Origin of the sequence: Citrobacter sp. RHBSTW-00986, from assembly GCF_013783065.1 — a bacterium.
GTDB classification, from domain to species: Bacteria; Pseudomonadota; Gammaproteobacteria; order Enterobacterales; family Enterobacteriaceae; genus Citrobacter; species Citrobacter braakii.
Window position 1 is genome coordinate 1,112,318 of record NZ_CP056200.1, and the last position, 22,681, is coordinate 1,134,998.

General features: G+C 53.2%; 21 protein-coding genes and 5 tRNA genes. 16 read left to right on the forward strand and 10 right to left on the reverse strand.

Features of this window, described 5'->3' with window-relative positions; translation table 11 throughout:
• Positions 1 to 46 precede the first annotated feature (46 nt).
• Both norW and norV read right to left on the reverse strand, forming a co-directional pair.
• Positions 47 to 1,180 (reverse strand): NADH:flavorubredoxin reductase NorW, encoded by a 1,134-nt coding sequence (norW, locus tag HV345_RS05435; RefSeq protein WP_181636357.1) that lies wholly within the window; start codon positions 1,178 to 1,180, stop codon positions 47 to 49.
• Entirely contained in the window at positions 1,177 to 2,625 is a 1,449-nt protein-coding gene (gene norV, locus HV345_RS05440; protein ID WP_016154175.1) for an anaerobic nitric oxide reductase flavorubredoxin, read from the reverse strand. Before norV ends, norW begins: the two co-directional genes overlap by 4 nt.
• Before the next feature lie 190 nt (positions 2,626 to 2,815).
• Here norV and norR point away from each other — a divergent pair, with 190 nt between their 5' ends.
• The gene (gene norR / locus HV345_RS05445; protein WP_016154174.1) at positions 2,816 to 4,333 is read left to right on the forward strand and encodes a nitric oxide reductase transcriptional regulator NorR; all 1,518 of its coding nucleotides are present in this window, start codon (positions 2,816 to 2,818) and stop codon (positions 4,331 to 4,333) included.
• On the opposite strand, the gene gutQ is transcribed toward norR, so the two are convergent.
• From gutQ to srlA, 7 genes are all read right to left on the reverse strand, one after another.
• Positions 4,330 to 5,295, reverse strand: coding sequence for an arabinose-5-phosphate isomerase GutQ (gene gutQ / locus HV345_RS05450; RefSeq protein ID WP_181636358.1), 966 nt, complete (start codon positions 5,293 to 5,295; stop codon positions 4,330 to 4,332). The two genes, norR and gutQ, sit on opposite strands and share 4 nt — an antisense overlap.
• A complete protein-coding gene (locus HV345_RS05455) occupies positions 5,288 to 6,061 on the reverse strand; it encodes a DNA-binding transcriptional repressor (RefSeq protein ID WP_003037350.1) in 774 nt (257 codons plus the stop codon). Before HV345_RS05455 ends, gutQ begins: the two co-directional genes overlap by 8 nt.
• A gap of 70 nt (positions 6,062 to 6,131) precedes the next feature.
• Entirely contained in the window at positions 6,132 to 6,491 is a 360-nt protein-coding gene (gutM, locus tag HV345_RS05460) for a transcriptional regulator GutM (protein WP_181636359.1), read from the reverse strand.
• A 97-nt stretch (positions 6,492 to 6,588) separates the two neighbouring features.
• Positions 6,589 to 7,368, reverse strand: coding sequence for a sorbitol-6-phosphate dehydrogenase (gene srlD, locus HV345_RS05465; RefSeq protein WP_003037345.1), 780 nt, complete (start codon positions 7,366 to 7,368; stop codon positions 6,589 to 6,591).
• Between the two features lie 17 nt (positions 7,369 to 7,385).
• The gene (srlB, locus tag HV345_RS05470) at positions 7,386 to 7,748 is read right to left on the reverse strand and encodes a PTS glucitol/sorbitol transporter subunit IIA (RefSeq protein ID WP_016157310.1); all 363 of its coding nucleotides are present in this window, start codon (positions 7,746 to 7,748) and stop codon (positions 7,386 to 7,388) included.
• A gap of 13 nt (positions 7,749 to 7,761) precedes the next feature.
• Complete coding sequence (locus tag HV345_RS05475; protein WP_181627025.1) at positions 7,762 to 8,733, reverse strand: PTS glucitol/sorbitol transporter subunit IIB; 972 nt, start codon at positions 8,731 to 8,733, stop codon at positions 7,762 to 7,764.
• Entirely contained in the window at positions 8,730 to 9,293 is a 564-nt protein-coding gene (srlA, locus tag HV345_RS05480; RefSeq protein WP_016154169.1) for a PTS glucitol/sorbitol transporter subunit IIC, read from the reverse strand. Before srlA ends, HV345_RS05475 begins: the two co-directional genes overlap by 4 nt.
• Positions 9,294 to 9,557: 264 nt before the next feature.
• On the opposite strand from srlA, the gene mltB reads away from it, so the two are divergent.
• From mltB to luxS, 15 genes are all read left to right on the forward strand, one after another.
• Positions 9,558 to 10,637: a lytic murein transglycosylase B gene (gene mltB / locus HV345_RS05485; protein ID WP_032947148.1), complete on the forward strand. Its 1,080-nt coding sequence runs from the start codon at positions 9,558 to 9,560 to the stop codon at positions 10,635 to 10,637.
• 191 nt (positions 10,638 to 10,828) lie between these two features.
• Positions 10,829 to 11,326, forward strand: coding sequence for a nicotinamide-nucleotide amidase (gene pncC, locus HV345_RS05490; protein ID WP_016154167.1), 498 nt, complete (start codon positions 10,829 to 10,831; stop codon positions 11,324 to 11,326).
• A 92-nt stretch (positions 11,327 to 11,418) separates the two neighbouring features.
• Positions 11,419 to 12,483, forward strand: coding sequence for a recombinase RecA (recA, locus tag HV345_RS05495; RefSeq protein WP_016154166.1), 1,065 nt, complete (start codon positions 11,419 to 11,421; stop codon positions 12,481 to 12,483).
• Positions 12,484 to 12,552: 69 nt separating this feature from the next.
• Positions 12,553 to 13,053 (forward strand): recombination regulator RecX, encoded by a 501-nt coding sequence (gene recX / locus HV345_RS05500; protein WP_016154165.1) that lies wholly within the window; start codon positions 12,553 to 12,555, stop codon positions 13,051 to 13,053.
• A gap of 128 nt (positions 13,054 to 13,181) precedes the next feature.
• Positions 13,182 to 15,809, forward strand: a complete 2,628-nt coding sequence (gene alaS, locus HV345_RS05505; RefSeq protein WP_016157306.1) for an alanine--tRNA ligase — start codon at positions 13,182 to 13,184, stop codon at positions 15,807 to 15,809.
• Between the two features lie 238 nt (positions 15,810 to 16,047).
• Entirely contained in the window at positions 16,048 to 16,233 is a 186-nt protein-coding gene (csrA, locus tag HV345_RS05510) for a carbon storage regulator CsrA (RefSeq protein WP_000906486.1), read from the forward strand.
• A gap of 336 nt (positions 16,234 to 16,569) precedes the next feature.
• Positions 16,570 to 16,662, forward strand: a tRNA-Ser gene (locus HV345_RS05515).
• Between the two features lie 3 nt (positions 16,663 to 16,665).
• Positions 16,666 to 16,742, forward strand: a tRNA-Arg gene (locus HV345_RS05520).
• Between the two features lie 90 nt (positions 16,743 to 16,832).
• A tRNA-Arg gene (locus HV345_RS05525) sits at positions 16,833 to 16,909 on the forward strand.
• A 192-nt stretch (positions 16,910 to 17,101) separates the two neighbouring features.
• Positions 17,102 to 17,178, forward strand: a tRNA-Arg gene (locus tag HV345_RS05530).
• A 192-nt stretch (positions 17,179 to 17,370) separates the two neighbouring features.
• Positions 17,371 to 17,447: transfer RNA gene (locus HV345_RS05535), tRNA-Arg, on the forward strand.
• A 249-nt stretch (positions 17,448 to 17,696) separates the two neighbouring features.
• Positions 17,697 to 18,263, forward strand: coding sequence for a fructose-1-phosphate/6-phosphogluconate phosphatase (gene yqaB / locus HV345_RS05540; RefSeq protein WP_016157305.1), 567 nt, complete (start codon positions 17,697 to 17,699; stop codon positions 18,261 to 18,263).
• Positions 18,260 to 18,688 carry a YqaA family protein gene (locus HV345_RS05545; RefSeq protein ID WP_003825961.1) on the forward strand — a complete coding sequence of 143 codons (429 nt, stop codon included), beginning with the start codon at positions 18,260 to 18,262 and terminating at the stop codon, positions 18,686 to 18,688. The genes yqaB and HV345_RS05545 overlap by 4 nt, the downstream gene beginning before the upstream one ends.
• 76 nt (positions 18,689 to 18,764) lie before the next feature.
• A complete protein-coding gene (gene gshA / locus HV345_RS05550) occupies positions 18,765 to 20,321 on the forward strand; it encodes a glutamate--cysteine ligase (protein ID WP_181636360.1) in 1,557 nt (518 codons plus the stop codon).
• Between the two features lie 149 nt (positions 20,322 to 20,470).
• Positions 20,471 to 20,986 (forward strand): S-ribosylhomocysteine lyase, encoded by a 516-nt coding sequence (luxS, locus tag HV345_RS05555; protein ID WP_016154160.1) that lies wholly within the window; start codon positions 20,471 to 20,473, stop codon positions 20,984 to 20,986.
• Positions 20,987 to 21,127: 141 nt separating this feature from the next.
• Here luxS and emrB read toward each other — a convergent pair whose 3' ends face one another.
• Positions 21,128 to 22,666 carry a multidrug efflux MFS transporter permease subunit EmrB gene (gene emrB / locus HV345_RS05560; RefSeq protein WP_016154159.1) on the reverse strand — a complete coding sequence of 513 codons (1,539 nt, stop codon included), beginning with the start codon at positions 22,664 to 22,666 and terminating at the stop codon, positions 21,128 to 21,130.
• Between the last annotated feature and the right edge of the window lie 15 nt (positions 22,667 to 22,681).

Below are 22,681 nucleotides of genomic sequence, written 5' to 3' on the forward strand. Positions count from 1 at the left end.
CATCCATGTGCGTGAGGTTAATAAATCAAGCAACGGTATCCTGTACTTACACGGGCAGCGTTTTCAGCAGCGCAAAGGCCTCTTTCATGCGGTCTTCGCTGACGACAAAGGCACATAGCTGGCCTGCGTCGTTCATCCCTCTGGCCACCATCCCTTGCGCTTCGGCGGCAATATGCCAGTTCAGATCGCGGCGCTGGGTTTCCCCAGCCAGATGCAAGGGTAATTCCGGCGTTTTGACTTTTACCAGCATGGCAGGCAACTTCAATGGCGCATTGCCGCCGAGCAGGTTTTTCGCCAGATACATGGCGCTCAGCTGAATCGGTTGCAGGAACGGGAGTACCTGACCGTTAATTTCTGCACAGTCACCGAGAGCATAAATGTCCGGGTGACTGGTTTGCAGGTAGCTGTCGACGCAGACGCCACGATTGATGTTCAATCCGGCGCGACGCGCCAGCGCGGTTTCAGGGCGCAGGCCCGTTGCGGCGATCACCGCATCGACTTCTACGCTGCGGCTACGATCGAGCGTGGCGCGAATCCCCGATTCCGTTTTCTCCAGCCCCTGAAGCTGCGATTTCAGCAGCAGGTGTACGCCCATATCGGTCAGACGATGCTGTAAGCGACTGCTTACTTCTGGCGGCATCAGCGAAGCCAGAATGCTGGCGGCGTTGTCGATAAGCGTCACCGCTTTACCAGCACGACAAAAATCCATCGCCAGTTCGCTGCCAATCAAGCCGCCGCCGACAATCAGCACCCGTTGGGCGTCACGCAGTTGTGTTTCACAGGCGCGATACTCTTGTTGGCTGTTCAATGTGAGCATTAACTCACGTCCGGTAATCGGCGGTACGAAGGCCGACGCTCCCGTCGCCAGCACCAGTTTGTCGTATGGCCACTGTTGCTCCTGGCTTTTCACTACGTGAGTATCGGCATCGATGTCGGTTACCCAGGTGTGCGGGAAGAGGCGCAAATTAAACTGTTCGGCAAACTCCCCCGCCGACTGGCGGGTGAGGTCGTCTGCACGTTGCGACTGACTGATAACATGGCTGAGATCGGGCTTGTTGTACTCATCCATACTGTCCGCAGCAATCAGGGTCAGCGGGACATTTGCATCCTGCTTACGGATATTTTTGACTAACTGGCGGGCGGCGAAGCCTGAACCAATAATGACAATTCCGCGGCTCATTTTGCCTCCGTTGCCAGTACGTCAAAGACGTCTTTACCTAATGAACATTCCGGGCACAGGAAGTTATCCGGCACGTCGCTCCACGGTGTTCCCGGCGCGACATCCTGCAGCGGTTCACCTTTTGCCGGGTCGTAAATCCACTGGCATACGCTGCACTGCATGCTTGGACCAAGATCAGCGGCAGCCGCAGCGGCACAGGCGCACTCTTCCTCTTTGGTTGCCGTTTTGACGATTGTTTCCGGCAGCGGAGCAAGCGCCCACTGACGTGCGATTTCACGGCCATGCTGGCGACACAGTTCCAGCGCGTCCAGATCCGGACGCCATTTCGCTTTCAAACTCAGCGACATCTCGAAACCGGCATCCTGCAAGCGTGTGGACAAACGGTCTACCGCACCGCCGCTCCAGCCGTGTGAACCAAAGGCGCTGGCGCGTTTGTTACGAAAACGCAGGCCGGTCATTTCTTCTACCAAACCGGCGATTTTTGGCATCATTACGTTATTCATCGTTGAAGTACCAACCAGCACGCCTTTAGAGCGGAAGACGTTAGTCAGGACTTCGTTTTTGTCGCTACGGGCGACGTTAAAGATTTTCACCGCCACGTTCGGGTCAACTTCGTTGATGCCCTGGGCAATGGCGTCCGCCATCATGCGGGTGTTGTTGGACATGGTGTCGTAGAAAATGGTGATACGGTCTTCCTGATAGTCAGCCGCCCATTTCAGATACATTTCAACGATTTGTGTCGGGTTGTCGCGCCATACCACGCCGTGGGAAGTGGCAATCATATCCACCGGCAGGTTGAAGCCGAGAATCTCAGTGATTTTCGGTGTAACCAGACGGCTGAACGGCGTCAGGATGTTGGCGTAGTAACGCTGGCACTGTTCGAACAGTTCGGTCTGGTCAACTTCGTCGTTAAACAGACGTTCATCACAGTAGTGCTGGCCGAAGGCGTCGTTACTGAACAGCACCGCATCGCCGGTCATGTAGGTCATCATGCTGTCAGGCCAGTGCAGCATCGGCGTTTCAACGAAGATCAGCTGCTTACCGTTGCCAATGTCCAGCGAGTCGCCGGTTTTCACCACGTTGAAGTTCCACTCCGGGTGGTGGTGGTGCCCGTTGATAGAGTCAATAGCGTTGGCTGTGCAGTAAATTGGCGTGTCAGGGATGCAGGACATCAGCTCAGTCAGCGCACCGGCATGGTCCTCTTCCGCGTGGTTAATGATGATGTAGTCGATATCTGCCAGGTCAATTTCACTGCGCAGGTTCTGCACGAATTCACGGCTAAACTTGTGGTCTACTGTATCGATCAGGACATTTTTTTCTTCACGGATGAGATAGCTGTTGTAGCTGCTACCGCGCAGCGTTTTATATTCAGTCCCGTGGAAATCACGAACTTCCCAGTCACGTTGGCCAACCCAATGAATGTTATTTTTAACCAGAATAGACATAGCAACCTCAGTAATTAATTCAGCGTTTTTCTAAAAAAGATGTTTTGCTTATTGCAGGTTGCGTGCCAACTTTTTATTTGTTGATTTTAAAGGGTTTGTTTTTTAATGCCTATAAGGTGGTAGTCAAAATGACTATTCATTTTATTGTCAATATGACAATATGAATTGTCAAAATGACAATGAGGTCGTCATGAGTTTTTCCGTAGACGTGCTGGCGGGTATCGCCATTGAATTACAAAGCGGTATTGGACATCAGGACCGTTTTCAACGCCTGATAACCACCTTGCGTCAGGTGTTGGAGTGCGACGCGTCGGCATTGCTGCGCTATGAGTCGCGACAGTTTATTCCGCTGGCGATCGATGGGCTGGCGCAGGATGTTCTCGGCAGGCGCTTTACCCTGGAAGGGCATCCTCGTCTGGAGGCGATTGCCCGCGCCGGGGACGTGGTTCGTTTCCCTGCCGACAGCGATTTGCCAGACCCTTACGATGGGCTGATTCCGGGCCAGGAGAGCCTGAAGGTACACGCCTGCATTGGCTTACCGCTGTTCGCCGGTCAAAATCTGATTGGCGCGTTAACGCTGGATGGCATGGAGCCCGATCAATTCGATGTTTTCAGCGATGAAGAGCTTAGGCTGATTGCCGCGCTGGCGGCGGGCGCGCTGAGCAATGCGCTGCTGATTGAACAACTGGAAAGCCAGAATATGTTGCCGGGCCCGTCGACGGCCTTCGAGCAGGTGACTGAAACCCAAATGATTGGCCTGTCGCCCAATATGCTGCAGTTGAAAAAAGAGATTGAGATTGTGGCGGGATCCGATCTCAACGTACTGATTAGCGGCGAAACGGGGACCGGGAAGGAGCTGGTAGCTAAGGCTATCCATGAAGGTTCGCCGCGCGCGGTGAATCCGCTGGTGTATCTGAACTGCGCGGCGTTGCCGGAAACCGTAGCGGAAAGTGAGCTGTTTGGTCACGTAAAAGGCGCCTTTACCGGGGCTATCAGCAATCGTAGCGGTAAGTTTGAAATGGCTGACAATGGGACGCTGTTTCTCGATGAGATTGGTGAGCTATCGCTGGCGTTACAGGCTAAGTTGCTACGTGTGTTGCAGTACGGCGATATTCAGCGTGTGGGTGACGATCGCAGCCTGCGCGTGGATGTTCGGGTGCTGGCGGCAACGAACCGTGATTTACGGGAAGAGGTGCTGGCCGGGAATTTCCGTGCGGATTTGTTCCACCGTCTGAGCGTCTTTCCCCTTTCCGTACCGCCCCTTCGTGAACGCGGCGAAGATGTGGTGCTGCTGGCCGGTTATTTTTGCGAACAATGTCGGCTGCGGCTGGGACTTTCCCGCGTGGTGTTAAGTCCCGGCGCGCGTAGCCATCTGTTGAATTATGGCTGGCCCGGGAACGTGCGTGAGCTGGAACATGCCATTCACCGGGCGGTTGTTCTGGCAAGGGCCACCAGGGCAGGGGATGAAGTGGTGCTTGAGGCGCAGCATTTTGCCCTGCAGGATGAAACGCCGGCTCCCCAGGCAGAGGTTGTTGCGGAGATCCCGCAGCATCGCAACCTGCGTGAGGCAACGGAGTCATTCCAGCGGGAGATGATCCGCCGGGCGTTGGCGCAAAATAATCACAGTTGGGCGGCAAGTGCGCGGGCGCTGGAAACAGACGTCGCCAACCTGCACCGGCTGGCGAAACGTCTGGGGCTGAAGGATTAGATAATACCTGCCTGATAGAAATCCTGCAGGTTGATAGCACCGGTGAGTTTACCGTTTTCATCTACCACCGGTGCGGCAGTGATTTTGCGCTTCATCAGGATCTCTTTGGCGTCCATGGCCCGGCTCTGCGCCTGCAGCGTAATGCCATTATGGGTCATTGCTTCGCTAACCTGAGTGGTGAGCGCTCCGCCGCCAACCAGCCAGCGGCGCAGGTCGCCGTCGGTAAAGACGCCTTTCACCAGCGACTCGTCGTCGCAGACTGCCACCAGGCCAAGACCCGTACGGCTTAGTTCCAGCATCGCGTCCATGACGCTGGTGGTGAGCGTCACCTGCGGAATGGCATCGTCACGGCGCATCAGATGATGCACTTTATTTAGCAGACGAGCGCCCAGCGCACCCGCCGGATGCGAGCGGGCAAAATCTTCTTCGTTAAAGCCGCGCGCCTGCATCACGGCGATTGCCAACGCGTCGCCCATCATCAGAGTGTTCACGGTACTGGAAGTCGGTGCCAGGCGCATCGGACAGGCTTCGCGCTCAACGGAAATATCCAGCACGGCTTTGGCTGCCAGACCCAGCGGTGAGGTCGGTTTTCCGGTCATTGCCAGCAGAGCGACGGACTTGTCTTCCAGGCGCGGAATGATGAGATCCAGTTCTTTTGCGCCGCCGGAGTAGGAAATAAACAGCATGACATCACGGCTTTCAATCATCCCTAAGTCGCCGTGCAGCGCTTCAGCCGGATGCACAAAAAAGGCGGGTGTGCCGGTACTGGCGAGGGTCGCGGCTATTTTTTTGCCAATATGGCCTGATTTGCCAATCCCGGAGACAATCACTTTGCCTTCGCAGTGGATGATAGTATTGGCGGCGCGGACAAAATCATCGCCCAGTCGTTCAGGCAGTCGGCTGGCTTCCTGTAGCTCCAGCATTAACGTCTGACGGCCCGCGTTCAGTAGTGCATCACTCATTGGTTTCTCCGGTTATGATCACTTCAATCCCTTTTGCTTCCAGCGCCTGACGAAACGCAGGGTCGATACCCGCATCGGTAATCAGCTTGTCGACGCTTTCCAGACTGCACACAACATTGGGGCTTTTACGCCCAAATTTTGACGAGTCAGCCATCAGAATCACTTCGCGAGCGGCATTGCACATCGCTTTACTGACGCTAAACACCTCATTAAAGGTGGTCACGCCGGCATTGAGGTCAATGCCGTCGGTGCCCATGAAGAGTTTATCAAAGCTGAACTGCTCAAAGGCGTTTTCTGCCAGCTGACCGTGAAATGACGCAGATTTTTTGCGAAAGGTCCCGCCGGGCATCAGGATAGTTTGCTCGTTGTCCAGCTCTGAAAGGGCGTTAACAATGTGCAGACTGTTGGTCATGACGGTGATGTTGCTAAAGCGGGTGAGCATCGGCACCATCTGCAATACGGTGCTGCCCGCATCCAGAATAATCGAGTCGCCATCGTGAATAAAACGGACGGCGGCTTCGGCAATCTGCTCTTTTTTATGCGTATTGATTAGCGTTTTGTGATCGATTGGCGGGTCGGATTCATCTTTATTTAATACCACGCCGCCATAGGTACGAATGACGGTTCCGGCATTCTCCAGAATGACCAGGTCTTTGCGAATGGTCGTGCCGGTTGTGTCAAAGTAGTGGGCCAGTTCTTCAACCGAGCATTTTCCCTGCTTTTGCAGGTGCTCCAGTATGGCCGCCTGTCGCTGACGAGGTTTCATAGGCGTGATTACCCTGACTTAATAGGTTGCAAAATGATAATTTCGCAAGCTATTAGCATTCACAACGAAATTATCCATGTTTCAGTTTAAGCGCCAATGATAGTGCATTCTGCGCTAACGGATCATGGGGAAAGATCACATCAGGCTTTAAATCATCAAGATGTTTGCCCATTATCGTGGCAATTTTACCGGGCCTGGCAAATACAGTAAGACCTTTCATAAATAACGAATCGGTAACCCGCTGCTGTTCATCCAGCGCGATGGCGACCACCACGCGGGGTTTAAACCGTCCACCGGAACGACCTACGCCAACCCGACCCCGCTGGCAGAGTTGATCAAACGTCCGGTTAAAGCGGGATATTTGCCAGCCACCGAGCGCCAGTTGCAGGCACCAGGCGATAGCGGCGACGGTAATCAGTGCGGAAACCATAATGTGCTCCTTTGATTTTGCCGGATGGCGGCTGTGCCTTATCCGACCAGGTGTGTGTAGGCCCGGTAAGCGCAGCGCCACCGGGCAATCATGTTTCTTAGAACATCACCTGACCACCGGTCACGTTAATGGACTGACCGGTGCAGTAAGAGGCTTTCGGGCTGGCGTAAAACAGCAGCATGTTCAGCACGTCCTGATAATCGCAGCCGCGCTTAAGTGGAACCTTATCAATGTAGTACTGCTCGACTTCGTCTGGCTTAAGGCCAAGCTTGGTCGCATATTGCGGTAATAATGACTGGAACATCGGTGATTTCAGCAGATTGCCGAGCATCAGTGAATGCACGGTGATCCCGTACTCTGCCAGATCCAGCGCCAGCGACTGGGTTAAACCTACGCCGCCAAATTTTGCCGCGCTATAGCCTGAGTTGTGTTTACTGCCCACTTTCCCTGATTTGGAGTTGATCTGGATAATGCGTCCCTGGACGCCATCGCGGATCATCAGGCGTGAAAATTCACGTGCGCAGAGGAAGTAGCCGACCAGATTCACCTGCAGCGAGCGGTCGAAATCCCCAAGCTGAAAGTCGCTGATAAACGCGGCTTTAGCAATACCCGCGCTGTAAACCAGCAGATCGACGCGGCCAAATATTTCATCCACTCCGCGCGACAGCGCCAGCACACTCTGTTCGCTGGTGGCATCAGCGCCAAAACCGTAGGCGGTGCCTTCGCCAAACTCGGCGTTAATTTCCTGCGCGACGTTGGCGGCTTTATCGCTTTGGATATCCACCACCGCGACGCGGTACCCTTCTGTCGCAAGCCCACGGCAAAGGAATGCCCCCAGGGTCTGGCCTCCACCAATGACAACGGCAACCTGATTCATCTTTATCTCCTTCAATCTTAAGCAATAAACTTCAAAATACAGCCCGGTGCGATACCGTCCGGTACGGGGCCCGCAACGTGTACGGTGCCGGGAAATTCCGCTTCACTCAGTCCGTCAAAACGCAGAGTGATATGCCCCAGTTCACGTAAGTTTTGTTCCGCCACGCTGCCAACGGCTGTGACCGGGTAGTGATGCTGGCCTAGCTCAAATTGGATCCCAGCCTGCAAAGAGCCGTTCAGCTCCCCATGGCAATGGATGAAGCAAAATTCTTCGATATCCGCAGGCGCGCCTTCACGAAAGGTAATTAGCATCTGGTCGCAGAGTGCATCCGGGGCACTCTGGCCGATGCGGGTGATGGTGGTTTCATAAATCACGGTCATTTTTGAGTGCCTCTTATTGGTAAATAAAGCCGGAAACAAACCAGGCGATGAGAACGGTCGGTGCGCCGGTCAGAAAACGACTCACCAGTACGGATGGCACACCGACGCGGACCGTGTCCTGGCGCGCTTCGGCTAGCGACAATCCGACTGGAATAAAGTCGCATGCCGCCTGAGCGTTAATGGCGAACAAGGCAGGTAGCGCCAGATGCGGAGGAATGTTCCCCAAACCAATCTGTACGCCGATCAGGACGCCGATAACCTGGGCGATGACCGCACCAGGGCCGAGGAAAGGGGACAGCAGCGGGAAAGAGCAGATCAGCGCCAGGGTTACCAGCCCCAGCGGATGGCTAGCCAGCGGTGCGAGTCCATGGGCAATCCAGTCACCCAGGCCAGACGCCATAATGATGCCGATCAGCGCCGAGACGAACGCCATAAACGGCAGAATGGTTTTCAGGACGGTATCGATAGTGTCTCGCCCGGCCTGAAACAGAACCGCAACGGCTGAACCCATTCCCATGCCGACTTTTGCCAACAGACCGTCGCTTTGTTCGGTAATTTTCTTGCTGGTGTCGTACTCGCGACCCATCGTGTTGTTTGCTGGCGTTGGTGCAGCGGATGCTTCACCGACAACGGTAATGTTTTCTTCTTTCACGCCAGAGACATAGATATCTTCGATAATATATTGGGCCAGCGGACCGGATTTACCCGTCGCGTGAATATTCACTGTTGGTATACGACGTTTTGGATAGATCCCGCAGCGCAGCGTGCCGCCGCAGTCGATGATCGCCACGCCAATTTCGTTCTCTGGCGGCTCGCCTTCTTTGAAGCCATCAACGGCCTGCCAACCTGTCAGGCTGGCTATCCTGTCGACTATTGCGGGGCGAGTCCCGGCGGTGATATAGACAATTTTCTTGCCTGGCACGGCATCCAGTTCAAGCGGGCCGCCCCAGCCGCCGGTGCCTTTTTCAATACGAATACGCGTCATGATGCAGCTCCCGCCAGATGTACTTTCTGCTCAAGTTGAATGCCCATTTTTTTCTCAAAGATGGTGGTGGTGAAATCGGTCACCCAGCCGCGGAAGAAGTTGGTCACCAGGCCGACCAGCAAATAGCTCACCGCCAGCGGGCCGAGCGGAAGACCCAGCGTGGTCAGTCCGCTGGCGATCCCCAGATAGACGAACAGCTCACCGGGATTGATGTGGGGAAATAAGCCGTTCATTGAATGGCAGCTGTAAGAGGCGGCTGCGTAGTAGCTGGGCTTGAACTTTTCCGGCATAAAGCGGCCCAGGCTCAGCGTCATAGGATTACAAAACACAAATGTGCCGATGCACGGCAGCAGTAGATAGCGGGACAGCGGGTTTCCGGCGCAGCGCTGGGCAAAACGTTCAATACGTTGCTGACCGATAAAGTTAATCAGCGCATTCATGATGACCAGCAGACTGATCAGCAGAGGCAGAATACCGGTCACCATGCCGGTAAACACCTCTCCGCCTTTCTGGAACAATCCGATAAACCACTCAGCACCGAGTGTGATGGTGTCGATCATTATTCTCTCCTGTAGGGGTTTTAGTTATCTTGCCAAACGGTAACTAATTTTAATCAGATCGAAAGATTTAAAAGTGTTGTTTTGATCGCAAAATGAAAGATAAATATTTTAATTTGAAATATTGTGCGTGAGAACGCGCAAATGTGTCGGTCAGGAGTGCAAGAGGGGGGAAATTCTGTGAAGGAAAGCGACTACTGCTTCCTTGTGTGGCGGAGGATGCTTTACCATACTTCTCCCAGGCTGAATTTGTTTAATGGATGTCTCATGTTCAAGCGTCGCTATGTAGCGTTACTTCCCCTTTTCGTATTGCTTGCTGCTTGTAGCAGCAAACCTAAACCTTCAGAGACTCAAACGACTACGGGTACGCCATCCGGCGGCTTCCTGCTTGAGCCACAGCACAATGTCATGCAAACGGGCGGCGATTTTGCCAATAATCCGAACGCGCAGCAGTTCATCGAGAAAATGGTGAACAAGCACGGCTTTGACCGCCAGCAGCTGCAGGAGATTCTGTCGCAGGCCAAGCGTCTGGACTCGGTATTGCGTTTGATGGACCGCCAGGCGCCGACGACTCAACCGCCAGCCGGACCTAACGGTGCATGGCTGCGGTATCGTAAACAGTTCATCACTCCGGATAATGTGCAAAACGGTGTGGCCTTCTGGAACCAATATGAAGATGCGCTGAACCGTGCATGGCAGGTCTACGGCGTACCGCCGGAAATTATCGTTGGCATTATTGGCGTAGAGACTCGCTGGGGCCGCGTGATGGGTAAAACGCGGATTCTGGATGCGTTGGCGACGTTGTCGTTTAACTATCCTCGTCGTGCGGAATATTTCTCTGGTGAACTGGAAACCTTCCTGCTGATGGCGCGAGATGAAAGTGACGATCCGCTCGATTTGAAAGGTTCTTTCGCAGGGGCGATGGGCTACGGCCAATTTATGCCATCTTCCTATAAACAATATGCCGTTGATTTCAATGGCGATGGGCATATTAACCTGTGGGATCCTGTTGATGCTATCGGTAGCGTGGCGAACTATTTCAAAGGCCACGGCTGGGTAAAAGGCGATACGGTCGCGGTTCCGGCGAATGGCCAGGCGCCAGGGCTGGCGAACGGCTTTAAAACCCAGTACAGCATTTCTCAGCTTGCCGCCGCAGGCCTGACGCCGCAGCAGTCGTTGGGGAATCATCAGCAGGCCAGCCTGCTGCGACTGGATATCGGTACCGGTTATCAGTATTGGTATGGACTGCCGAACTTCTACACCATCACCCGCTACAACCACAGTACCCACTACGCCATGGCCGTGTGGCAATTGGGTCAGGCGGTCGCGCTGGCGCGCGTGCAGTAATCATTTGTTATCGGTCTACAGGGGCAATTCCTTGTAGACCGAATACGCTATCCTGGTGCGTTATTCGGTACTCTTTTGAATGCGGTTTATCTATTTTCTGAATGCCCCTCGTAAAATTGTCTCCTCATCCCCATCTTGGTTATGAAAGTGCTATCTTGTCCGGCATATTTTTTTAACTGACAGAGGCTGAAATGACCGACAGTGAACTGATGCAGTTAAGCGAGCAGGTTGGCCTGGCGTTGAAAGCGCGCGGGGCAACCGTGACGACGGCGGAATCCTGCACCGGCGGCTGGGTAGCCAAAGCAATTACGGATATTGCCGGCAGCTCCGCCTGGTTTGAGCGCGGGTTTGTGACCTACAGCAATGAAGCCAAAGCGCAGATGATTGGCGTGCGCGAAGAGACGCTGGTCCAGCATGGGGCGGTGAGCGAACCTGTGGTGGTGGAGATGGCGATTGGCGCGCTAAAAGCGGCCCGCGCGCATTTCGCTGTTTCGATTAGCGGTATTGCGGGGCCAGATGGCGGCAGTGAAGAAAAGCCCGTGGGGACGGTATGGTTCGCTTTTGCCAGCGCGAGCGGCGAGGGGATTACCCGCCGGGAATGCTTCAGCGGCGATCGCGATGCGGTACGTCGACAGGCGACCGCCTACGCGTTACAAACCCTGTGGCAACAATTTCTACAAAACACTTGATACTGTATGAGCATACAGTATAATTGCCCCAACAGAACATTATCTATCACGTTTCGCGGTTTAACCCGAAAGCGGCATGACAGGAGTAATTAATGGCTATCGACGAAAACAAACAGAAAGCGTTGGCGGCAGCGCTGGGTCAGATCGAAAAGCAATTCGGTAAAGGCTCCATCATGCGCCTGGGTGAAGACCGTTCCATGGATGTGGAAACCATCTCCACCGGTTCGCTTTCTCTGGATATCGCATTGGGCGCGGGCGGTTTGCCAATGGGCCGTATCGTTGAAATCTACGGGCCTGAATCTTCCGGTAAAACGACGCTGACCCTGCAGGTTATTGCTGCCGCACAGCGCGAAGGTAAAACCTGTGCGTTCATCGATGCTGAACACGCGCTGGATCCCGTCTATGCGCGCAAGCTTGGCGTTGATATCGACAACCTGCTGTGCTCTCAGCCGGATACCGGTGAACAAGCGCTGGAAATCTGTGATGCGCTGGCGCGCTCCGGTGCAGTTGACGTTATCGTTGTCGACTCCGTTGCCGCATTGACGCCGAAGGCAGAAATCGAAGGCGAGATTGGTGACTCTCACATGGGCCTTGCGGCACGTATGATGAGCCAGGCCATGCGTAAGCTGGCCGGTAACCTGAAGCAGTCCAACACGCTACTGATTTTCATCAACCAGATCCGTATGAAGATTGGCGTTATGTTCGGTAACCCGGAAACCACCACCGGTGGTAACGCCCTGAAATTCTATGCTTCTGTTCGCCTGGATATCCGTCGTATTGGCGCGGTGAAAGAAGGCGACAACGTGGTTGGTAGCGAAACCCGTGTTAAGGTCGTGAAAAACAAAATTGCAGCGCCGTTCAAACAGGCTGAATTCCAGATTCTTTACGGTGAAGGTATCAACTTCTACGGCGAACTGGTCGATTTGGGCGTGAAAGAGAAGCTGATTGAAAAAGCCGGTGCATGGTACAGCTACAACGGTGAGAAAATTGGTCAGGGTAAAGCGAATGCCACTAACTGGCTGAAGGAAAACCCGGCAACTGCGAAGGAAATTGAGAAGAAAGTACGCGAGTTACTGCTCAATAACCCGGATTCAAAACCAGACTTCTCTGTTGATGACAGCGGTGAAGATGTAAAAGAAACGAACGAAGATTTCTGATAATCTGACGTTATCGCACATAGAAGGGCTGCATACCATGCAGCCCTTTTCCATTTCTGAAGGCTCACTATGACAGAAGCAACTTCCCGCCGCTCCGCTTATTCCCGACTTCTTGACCGCGCTGTACGTATACTGGCGATGCGCGATCACAGCGAGCAGGAACTGCGGCGTAAGCTGGCCGCTCCGGTGATGGGAAAAAATGGACCGGAAGACATTGATGCAACGCCGGAGGATTACGACAAGGTCATCGCCTGGTGTATTGAAAGTCGTTATCTGGATGATGACCGCTTCGTTCAGCAGTTTATCTCCAGCCGTAGCCGTAAAGGTTATGGACCCGCGCGTGTGCGTCAGGAATTAAACCAAAAAGGGATTTCGCGTGAAGCCGTTGAACGAGCCATGCGCGAGTGTGAAATTGACTGGGCAGCACTTGCGCGCGCGCAGGCCATTCGTAAATACGGAGAACCTTTACCTGTAGATTTTTCAGATAAGGTAAAGGTCCAGCGTTTTTTGCTCTACCGTGGCTATCTGATGGAAGATATTCAGGCAATATGGCGAAATTTTGACGATTGAGCGCATACGGGATTTTACTTCCCAGTAAAGAAAACTTATCTTATTCCCACTTTTCGATTGCCAGAGGCGCAGTTTACGTGCCGATGCTGGTAATGACATTTCGTTAGCTTGATTTCTTCAGGATAATTATGAGCAAGAGCACCGCTGAGATCCGTCAGGCGTTTCTCGATTTTTTCCATAGTAAAGGACATCAGGTAGTTGCCAGCAGCTCCCTGGTACCGAACAATGACCCTACTTTGTTGTTTACCAACGCCGGGATGAACCAGTTCAAGGATGTGTTCCTTGGCCTCGACAAGCGTAATTATTCCCGCGCAACCACCTCGCAGCGTTGCGTGCGTGCGGGCGGTAAGCACAACGACCTGGAAAACGTCGGTTACACTGCACGTCACCATACTTTCTTCGAAATGCTGGGCAACTTTAGCTTCGGCGATTATTTCAAACATGATGCTATTCAATACGCATGGGAACTGCTGACCGGTGAAAACTGGTTTGCCCTGCCAAAAGAGCGTCTGTGGGTCACCGTCTATGAAACTGACGATGAAGCCTATGAAATCTGGGAAAAAGAAGTCGGCATTCCGCGCGAACGTATCATCCGTATCGGTGATAACAAAGGCGCGGCTTATGCTTCCGACAACTTCTGGCAGATGGGTGATACCGGCCCTTGCGGTCCGTGCACCGAAATTTTCTACGACCACGGCGACCATATTTGGGGTGGCCCTCCGGGAAGCGCAGAAGAAGATGGCGATCGCTACATTGAGATCTGGAACATCGTCTTCATGCAGTTCAACCGTCAGGCTGACGGTACCATGGAACCGCTGCCGAAGCCGTCCGTGGATACCGGTATGGGCCTTGAGCGTATTGCGGCCGTGCTGCAACACGTTAACTCCAACTATGAAATCGACCTGTTCCGTTCACTGATTGAGTCCGTGGCGAAAGTCACCGGCGCGACCGATCTGAGCAACAAGTCGCTGCGCGTTATCGCTGACCATATCCGCTCCTGTGCATTCCTGATTGCCGATGGCGTTGTCCCGTCGAATGAAAACCGTGGTTATGTGCTGCGTCGTATCATTCGTCGCGCGGTACGTCATGGCAACATGCTGGGCGCGAAGGATACCTTCTTCTACAAGCTGGTTGGTCCGCTGGTGGACGTCATGGGCTCCGCAGGTGAAGAACTGAAGCGTCAGCAGGCTATGGTTGAGCAGGTTCTGAAAACCGAAGAAGAGCAGTTTGCGCGTACACTGGAGCGTGGTCTGGCGCTGCTGGATGAAGAACTGGCAAAACTGTCCGGTGATACACTGGATGGCGAAACCGCATTCCGTCTGTATGACACTTACGGTTTCCCGGTTGACCTGACGGCGGACGTTTGCCGCGAGCGCAACATTAAGGTTGACGAGGCGGGCTTTGAAGCCGCAATGGAAGAACAGCGCCGTCGCGCGCGTGAAGCCAGCGGCTTTGGCGCAGACTACAATGCGATGATTCGTGTTGATGGCGCCTCTGAATTTAAAGGCTACGAACACCTGGAACTGAATGGCAAAGTGACCGCGCTGTTTGTTGATGGTAAAGCGGTAGACGCGATTAACGCAGGTCAGGATGCAGTTGTCGTACTGGATCAGACTCCATTCTATGCGGAATCTGGTGGTCAGGTTGGCGACAAGGGTGAACTGAAAGGCGCAGGCTTCGCGTTTGCCGTGAGCGACACGCAGAAATATGGCCAGGCCATTGGTCACATTGGTAAGCTGTCTGCGGGTTCTCTGAAAATTGGCGATGCAGTACAGGCTGATGTTGATGAAGCTCGTCGTGCGCGCATTCGCTTGAACCACTCCGCAACGCACCTGATGCACGCGGCGCTGCGCCAGGTACTGGGCACGCATGTGGCACAGAAAGGCTCGTTGGTTAACGATAAAGTGCTGCGCTTCGACTTCTCTCATACTGAAGCTATGAAGCCTGCTGAAATCCGTGCCGTTGAAGATCTGGTGAATGCGCAAATTCGTCGCAATCTGCCGATTGAAACGAACATCATGGATCTCGAAGCGGCGAAAGCCAAAGGCGCAATGGCGCTGTTTGGCGAGAAATATGACGACCACGTGCGTGTTCTGAGCATGGGTGATTTCTCTACCGAACTGTGTGGTGGTACTCATGCCAGCCGTACGGGTGATATCGGTCTGTTCCGTATTGTGTCTGAGTCAGGCACTGCGGCGGGCGTTCGTCGTATCGAAGCTGTGACCGGTGAAGGCGCTATCCAAACCGTGCATGCTGAGAGCGATCGCTTAAGCGATATTGCGCAGCTGCTGAAAGGCGATAGCCAGAATATTGGTGACAAAGTTCGTTCCGTGCTGGAGCGTACGCGTCAACTCGAAAAAGAATTGCAGCAATTGAAGGAACAGGCTGCGGCGCAGGAGAGTGCAAATCTCTCCAGCAAAGCGGTTGATATCAATGGCGTGAAGCTGCTGGTCAGCGAACTCGCGGACGTTGAGCCGAAAATGTTGCGTACCATGGTTGATGATCTGAAAAATCAACTGGGGTCTACCGTTATCGTTCTGGCAACGGTAGTGGAAGGTAAGGTTTCTCTGATTGCGGGTGTGTCTAAGGACGTGACAGATCGCGTGAAAGCAGGGGAGCTGGTTGGAATGGTCGCTCAGCAGGTAGGCGGTAAGGGTGGTGGTCGTCCGGACATGGCGCAAGCCGGTGGTACGGATGCTGCGGCTCTGCCAGCAGCGTTAGCCAGTGTGAAAGGCTGGGTCAGCGCAAAACTGTAATAATTATAAGCGTAAGTCGACGCTGCGGACTTCAATCCGCAGCGTTTGTATCAACGCTATCGACAACGATAAAGTCAGGTTGAAGTTGTGTATATCGGCTAAACTTAGGTTTAACAGAATGTGATGCCGTGACTGCTTACACTTAGGTGTTTGTCATCGCTTACTTTTTGGCGTTATATGATGGATAATGCCGGGATACAGAGAGACCCGACTCTTTTAATCTTTCAAGGAGCAAAGAATGCTGATTCTGACTCGTCGAGTTGGTGAGACCCTCATGATAGGCGATGAGGTCACCGTGACAGTTTTAGGGGTGAAGGGCAACCAGGTGCGCATTGGCGTAAACGCCCCGAAAGAAGTTTCTGTCCATCGTGAAGAGATCTACCAGCGTATCCAGGCTGAAAAATCCCAGCAGTCCAGTTACTAAGGTTTTCGCGTCTCACCTTTCTGGTGAGGCGCAACCTGATTGAATTATCCCTTTTCTTCTCTTTTCTTCTTCGTCTTCCTCATTTTTTCGATTCCCATCCGCGTATTGCCTTTCCCTGCGATTTTTCCGTTTGTTCATTGCCTCAGGAAATTGCCAATTTATCTGTTGATAAAACACTCTTTTTGCCGTTTTTGCAGACTAATTGCGCGTGAAATGTGCAAACGATAAAAGCGCTGGAAAAATTGTTTGACTTATAAGTCCCAGAAAGTAATATGTGCGCCACGCAGCGACGATGAGCAGAAACAAGTTCTTCGAAGCACTCGCAAGAGGCGTGTTGGTGAGGTGGCCGAGAGGCTGAAGGCGCTCCCCTGCTAAGGGAGTATGCGGTCAAAAGCTGCATCCGGGGTTCGAATCCCCGCCTCACCGCCATTTGCATCCGTAGCTCAGCTGGATAGAGTACTCGGCTACGAACCGAGCGGTCGGAGGTTCGAATCCTCCCGGATGCACCATCTTCTCTGCAATAGCGCATTAGCGTTGTTACAGAAAATCGATATCACTTTAGCAGCGATATCAAATCTGCAGTAAGTAAGTTCCCTGATGCATCCGTAGCTCAGCTGGATAGAGTACTCGGCTACGAACCGAGCGGTCGGAGGTTCGAATCCTCCCGGATGCACCATCTTCTCCGAGATAACAGCAAAACTGTTGTTTCATGGTCTGCGAGATAATCGCGAGCACCAGGGAGGATAACGTTGCTTCAGCAACGACCCGCAGGGCGAGGCGCAGCCGAGTAATCCTCCCGGATGCACCATCTCTTACTTGATATCGCTCATTACGATATCAATATCGGCAGTAAAGCAAGTTTCCCGATGCATCCGTAGCTCAGCTGGATAGAGTACTCGGCTACGAACCGAGCGGTCGGAGGTTCGAATCCTCCCGGATGCACCATCTTCTCCGAGATAACAGCAACACTGTTGTTTCATGGTCTGCGAGATAATCGCGAGCACCAGGGAGGATAACGTTGCTTCAGCAACGGCCCACAGGGCGAGGCGCAGCCGAGTAATCCTCCCGGATGCACCATCTTACTTGATAGCGCTTTAGCAGCGACATCAAGTCTGCAGTAAAGCAAGTTTCCCTGATGCATCCGTAGCTCAGCTGGATAGAGTACTCGGCTACGAACCGAGCGGTCGGAGGTTCGAATCCTCCCGGATGCACCATCTTCTCCGAGATAACAACAACACTGTTGTTTCATGGTCTGCGAGATAATCGTGAGCACCAGGGTGGATAACGTTGCTTCAGCAACGGCCCCAGGGCGAGGCGCAGCCGAGTAATCCTCCCGGATGCACCATCTTCTCTCCTTTGAATCATTTCCACATACTCCCGGAACACCCCTTAATTCGCTGTCAGCGACAAAATCAATCAATTACGATAAAATAACGTCTGGTCATTCGGCTTGTGAGAAGACGATGTACGAACGTTATGCGGGTTTGATTTTTGATATGGATGGCACCATCCTGGATACCGAGCCAACGCACCGTAAGGCGTGGCATGAGGTATTGGGGCATTATGGATTACGTTTTGATGAACAAGCCATGGTCGCTCTCAATGGCTCCCCAACGTGGCGTATTGCCCAGTCGGTAATTGAATTGAATCATGCCGATCTTGACCCTCATGCATTGGCGCGTGAAAAAACCGACAAGGTGAGAAGCATGCTGCTGGATAGCGTCCAGCCTTTGCCATTGGTTGACGTCGTGAAAGCCTGGCATGGTCGTCGTCCTATGTCGGTAGGTACGGGGAGTGAAAGCGCGATTGCGGAAGCTCTGCTCGCACACCTTGGGCTGCGTCGCTATTTTGATGCTGTAGTCGCAGCCGATCACGTACAACACCATAAACCTGCTCCTGATACGTTTTTGCTCTGTGCCGAACGTATGGGTGTTGCTCCGGCGCGCTGTGTCGTATTTGAAGATGCCGATTTTGGACTGCAGGCGGCGCATGCCGCAGGAATGGATGCTGTGGATGTCCGGTTATTGTGAGTGATGGACTATCTCTCCTGTCACTGTTTGCCAGCAGTTTTCTCAGCGCTACGCTATTACCCGGCAATTCTGAAGTTGTTTTAGTTGCTTTGCTGGTCTCTGGGGTAAGTCATCCCTGGGTCTTAGTCTTAACAGCAACAATGGGTAATAGCCTTGGAGGGTTAACTAACGTTATCCTTGGGCGTTTCTTTCCATTGCGTAAAACATCGCGCTGGCAAGAAAAAGCCACTGGCTGGCTGCGGCGCTATGGCGCTGTCACACTATTATTAAGCTGGATGCCGGTTGTGGGTGATTTACTGTGCCTGTTAGCTGGATGGATGCGCATCTCGTGGGGTCCAGTACTTTTTTTCTTATGCCTTGGCAAGGCGCTGCGCTATGTAGTTGTCGCAGCGGTTACGACGCAAGGCATTATGTGGTGGCACTAATTGTGTTGTGAGATAGCCTTCAGGGTAACCAATACATTATGCTAATTAAAACGATTTTGACAGGCGGGAGGTCAATTTGATCCCGGACGTATCACAGGCGTTGGCCTGGCTGGAAAACCATCCTCAGGCGTTAAAGGGGATTCAACGTGGGCTGGAGCGCGAAACGCTGCGCGTTAATGCAGATGGGTCATTAGCAACGACAGGCCATCCTGAGGTGTTAGGCTCAGCGCTAACGCATAAATGGATAACCACTGACTTTGCCGAAGCGCTGCTGGAGTTTATTACGCCTCCAGGCGACGACATTGAGAAAATGCTCACATTTATGCGCGACCTGCATCGGTATACCGCCAGGAACCTGGGCGACGAGCGTATGTGGCCGTTGAGCATGCCTTGCTATATTGCCGAAGGTCAGGATATCGAACTGGCGCAGTACGGTACGTCGAATACTGGTCGTCTGAAAACGCTGTACCGTGAAGGCCTCAAAAACCGTTACGGCGCGCTGATGCAGACTATCTCCGGCGTACACTACAATTTCTCATTGCCGATGGCTTTCTGGCAGGCGAAATGTGGCGTAACGGACGGCGAAGATGCTAAAGAGAAGATCTCCGCGGGTTACTTCCGTCTGATCCGCAACTACTACCGTTTTGGTTGGGTGATCCCGTATCTGTTTGGCGCCTCTCCGGCCATTTGTTCCTCTTTCCTGCAAGGAAAACCGACAACCCTGCCGTTTGAAAAAAACGACTGTGGGATGTATTACCTGCCGTATGCGACGTCGCTGCGCCTGAGTGATTTGGGCTATACCAATAAGTCGCAAAGCAATCTCGGAATTACGTTTAACGATTTGCATGAGTATGTGGCAGGATTAAAGCGCGCGATTAAAACCCCTTCCGAGGAGTACGCGGCGATCGGTCTGGAGAAGGACGGTAAGCGTCTGCAAATCAACAGCAACGTTCTGCAGATTGAAAATGAGCTGTATGCGCCTATTCGCCCGAAACGCGTCACTCGTCGTGGCGAAACGCCTTCTGACGCGCTTCTGCGTGGCGGTATTGAGTACATCGAAGTTCGCTCACTGGATATCAACCCGTTCTCACCGATCGGCGTGGACGAGCAGCAGGTGCGTTTCCTCGATCTGTTTATGGTCTGGTGTGCGCTGGCCGATGCCCCGGAAATGAGCAGCGATGAATTGCTGTGTACGCGTAAAAACTGGAATCGGGTGATTCTTGAAGGTCGTAAGCCTGGGTTGACGTTAGGTATTGGCTGTGAAACAGCCCAGTTCCCGTTGCCTAAGGTAGGGAAAGATCTGTTCCGTGATCTGAAACGCGTGGCACAAACGCTGGACAGCATCGATGGGGGAGAGGAGTATCAAAAGGTCTGTGATGAACTGGTTGCCTGTTTTGACAACCCAGAACTGACTTTCTCTGCCCGCATCCTACGGTCTATGATTGATGAAGGCATTGGCGGCACGGGTAAAGCGCTGGGTGAGGCTTACCGAAATCTGCTGCGTGAAGAGCCGTTAGAAATATTGCAGGAAGCGGAATTTATTGCTGAAACCGAGGCTTCAAAGCGTCGTCAGCAGGAGATCGAAGCGGCTGATACTGAGCCGTTTAGCGTGTGGCTGGAAAAGCACGCTTGATACAAAAGAAAAAGGCCACTCGGGAGTGGCCAAAATTTCATCTCTGAAAACAGGGATGATGATAACAAATGCGCGTCTTTCATATACTCAGACTCGCCCCGGAACAAAGAGTTCAGATTATTTTCAAAAAATTTATCGGAGGTGGCTAAATGCCGTTGTTAGATAGTTTTACTGTCGATCACACCCGGATGGAAGCTCCCGCGGTCCGGGTTGCAAAAACGATGAACACCCCGCATGGCGACGCAATCACCGTGTTTGATCTGCGTTTCTGCATTCCGAACAAAGAAGTGATGCCTGAGAAAGGTATCCACACGCTGGAACACCTGTTTGCAGGTTTTATGCGTAACCATCTCAACGGCAACGGCGTGGAGATTATCGATATCTCTCCGATGGGATGCCGCACTGGCTTTTACATGAGCCTGATTGGTACGCCAGACGAGCAGCGTGTTGCCGACGCGTGGAAAGCGGCGATGGCGGACGTGCTGAAAGTGCAGGATCAAAACCAGATCCCGGAGCTGAACGTTTACCAGTGTGGTACGTATCAGATGCACTCTCTTAGCGAAGCACAGGATATCGCACGTCATATTCTGGAGCATGATGTACGCGTTAACAGCAATGAAGAGCTGGCGCTGCCGAAAGAGAAACTGCAGGAACTGCATATTTAGTCATACTAATTAGTTGTTCCAGTATTTAAATTAACCCCGGCTTATAACCGGGGTTTTTTATTGCCTCCCGTAAACCATCTCCCAGGGAGGTGGTTTACGGGGCAATAAAAAAGGGATCCGCAGATCCCTTTTATCAGATATTTAGTGCGCGCCACCGCCGCCGCCGCCTGCACCGAAGGGCGGTTTGGCAAACCACACCAGGCCAAGCAAGACCAGGAAGATCCCCGCCGACATCCAGAAGATTTCGTTGGCGGAAATAATCAGTCCCTGATTGGTGATCTGCTGGGCTATCCAGCCTGACGCCTGCTGATGCGTCATCCCTAAATCCTGCAGCTTATCGTACATTGCCTGCGCATTTGGATTGTAGGGATTAACGGATTCCGTTAACTGCGCATGGTGAAGTGACTCGCGGTTAGTCCACATCGTCGTCGTAATTGATGTACCAATAGAGCCGGCCAGCGTTCGCGTAAAGTTCGACAAACTTGATGCCGCGGCCAGACGCTCAGGTGGTAAGCCGGACAGCGTGATAGTCGTCAGCGGCATAAAGAAGCAGGCTACCGCGAAACCCTGAATAAACTGTGGCCAGGCCGATGCGCCAAAGTCCATACCCGGTTCGAACGTCCACGCACGCCAGTAGAAACAGACGGCGTACATAATAAAACTGAACGTAACTAACCGACGCATATCAAGCTTGTGCGCGAAGCGGCCGATAATCGGCGATAAGATCACCGGAATCACCCCAACCGGCGCTGACGCCAGACCGGCCCAGGTTGCCGTATAGCCGTATACCTCCTGCAACAGCTGCGGCAGCAGGACGATTGCGCCGAAGTAGAGCATATAGGCCAGACTGATACACAGACAGCCGATGGTAAAGTTGCGCGACTTAAACAGCGAGAGGTCGACAATGGGGTGCTCGTCGGTAAGCTCCCAGACGATCAGGAAGCTGATGGCGACAACGGCGACCACCGTCAGGATGATAATCTCCTGAGAGGCGAACCAGTCCAGCTCTTTGCCGCGGTCGAGCATAATCTGCAAACTGCCGATACCAATGACCAGCAGTGCCAGACCAATGGCATCGATGCGCCGCTGCTCGGTTTTGGTTTCCCGACCGCGCAGGGTTTGCAGAGTCATCAATACCACCGCAGCACCGATTGGCACGTTGATGAAAAATATCCAGCCCCAGTGATAGTTGTCGCTGATATAGCCCCCAAGAATAGGGCCACATATCGGGGCAACAATCACTGTCATCGACCATAGCGCCAGGGCGATGGAACGCTTGGCGGGAGGATAGTTATTCAGCAACAAGCTTTGTGACAGCGGAATTAATGGACCGGCGACAATCCCCTGGATTACGCGGAAGAAAATCAGCATGTTCAGGCTGGTGGACATCCCGCATGCCCATGACGCAATGACGAAGGCGATAGTTGACCACATGAATAGCCTTACTTCGCCAAAACGCTTTGCCAGCCAGCCGGTGATCGGAATCGAGATAGCGTTCGCCACCCCGAATGAGGTGATCACCCAGGTTCCCTGGCTCAGTGAAGAGCCGAGGTTCCCGGCGATAGTGGGGATCGCCACGTTAGCAATGGTGGAGTCCAGCACCTGCATGAATGTCGCCAGGGACAGCGCGATCGTCATAATGACGAGCTGCGCGCCTTCCAGCGGTTTTTGCTGTTGCATCACACGCACCTTTGA